Here is a 2,016-nt window from a genome sequence, read left to right on the forward strand (position 1 = left end):
TGCGGATATCGCCGCCGCACGTGCACATTGGCACGCTCAACCGCTAACCAAGAGCCTGAAATGACCGACTACAAAGCCACGCTTAACCTTCCGGACACCGCCTTCCCCATGAAGGCCGGCCTGCCTCAGCGCGAACCGCAGATACTGCAGCGCTGGGACAGCATTGGCCTGTACCAGAAGCTGCGCGAGATTGGCAAGGATCGTCCCAAGTTCGTGCTGCACGACGGCCCGCCCTATGCCAACGGCAAGATCCACATCGGTCATGCGCTGAACAAGATTCTCAAGGACATGATCGTCCGCTCCAAGACCCTGGCCGGCTTCGATGCCCCGTACGTGCCGGGCTGGGACTGCCACGGCCTGCCGATCGAGCACAAGGTCGAGGTCACCCACGGCAAGCACCTGTCGGCCGACCGCACCCGCGAGCTGTGCCGCGAGTACGCCGCCGAGCAGATCGAAGGGCAGAAGACCGAGTTCATCCGCCTGGGCGTGCTGGGTGACTGGGACAACCCGTACAAGACCATGAACTTCGCCAACGAGGCCGGTGAAATCCGTGCCCTGGCCGAAATGGTCAAGCAAGGCTTCGTGTTCAAGGGCCTCAAGCCTGTGAACTGGTGCTTCGATTGCGGCTCGGCCCTGGCCGAAGCCGAAGTCGAGTACGCCGACAAGAAATCGCAAACCATCGACGTGGCCTTCCCGGTGGCCGACCAAGCCAAGCTGGCTGCCGCCTTCGGCCTGCCTTCGCTGGCCAAGCCTGCCGCCATCGTGATCTGGACCACCACCGCGTGGACCATCCCGGCCAACCAGGCGCTGAACATCCATCCGGAATTCAAGTACGCCCTGGTCGATACCGGCGAGCGTCTGCTGGTGCTGGCCGAAGAGCTGGTCGAAGCCTGCCTCGAACGCTGGAACCTGGAAGGCTCGGTGATCGCCACCGCCCAAGGTTCGGCGCTGGAACTGATCAACTTCCGCCATCCGTTCTACGACCGCCTGTCGCCGGTGTACCTGGCCGACTACGTCGAGCTGGGCGCCGGTACCGGCGTGGTTCACTCCGCCCCTGCCTACGGTGAAGACGACTTCGTCACCTGCAAGCGCTACGGCATGGTCAACGACGACATTCTTACCCCGGTGCAAAGCAACGGCGTGTATGTCGAATCGCTGGAGTTCTTCGGCGGCCAGTTCATCTGGAAGGCCAACCCGGCCATCGTCGAGAAGCTGAGCGAAGTCGGTGCGCTGATGCACACCGAAACCATCAGCCATAGCTACATGCACTGCTGGCGCCACAAGACCCCGCTGATCTACCGCGCCACCGCGCAGTGGTTCGTCGGCATGGACAAGCAGCCAAGCACGGGCGAGCCGCTGCGTGAGCGCGCGCTCAAGGCCATTGAAGAAACCAGGTTCGTCCCGGCCTGGGGCCAGGCGCGCCTGCATTCGATGATCGCCAACCGCCCGGACTGGTGCATCTCGCGTCAGCGCAACTGGGGTGTGCCGATTCCGTTCTTCCTGCACAAGCAGACCGGCGAGCTGCACCCGCGCACCGTCGAGCTGATGGACGAAGTGGCCACGCGCGTCGAGCAGCAAGGTATCGAGGCCTGGTTCAAGCTGGACGCCGCCGAGCTGCTGGGCGCTGAAGCGGACCAGTACGACAAGATCAGCGACACCCTCGACGTGTGGTTCGACTCGGGCACTACCCACTGGCACGTGCTGCGTGGTTCGCACGATATCGGCCATGCCACCGGCCCGCGCGCCGACCTGTACCTGGAAGGTTCCGACCAGCACCGCGGCTGGTTCCATTCTTCCCTGCTGACCGGTTGCGCCATCGACAACCACGCGCCGTATCGCGAGCTGCTTACCCACGGTTTCACCGTGGACGAGAACGGTCGCAAGATGTCCAAGTCGCTGGGCAACACCATCGAGCCGGAAAAGGTCAACAACACCCTGGGTGCCGACATCCTGCGCCTGTGGGTCTCCGCCACCGACTACTCCGGTGAAATGGCGGTTTCCGAGCAGATCCTGCAG

At 63.4% G+C, this 2,016-nt stretch carries 1 protein-coding gene; it reads left to right on the forward strand.

The window, feature by feature from the left end:
- Positions 1-60 precede the first annotated feature (60 nt).
- The coding region (gene ileS / locus HP546_RS29595) for an isoleucine--tRNA ligase (protein WP_172233241.1) at positions 61-2,016 on the forward strand (1,956 nt) is incomplete at its 3' end.

The organism is Pseudomonas sp. CM25, from assembly GCF_013179705.1.
Classification (GTDB): domain Bacteria; phylum Pseudomonadota; class Gammaproteobacteria; order Pseudomonadales; family Pseudomonadaceae; genus Aquipseudomonas.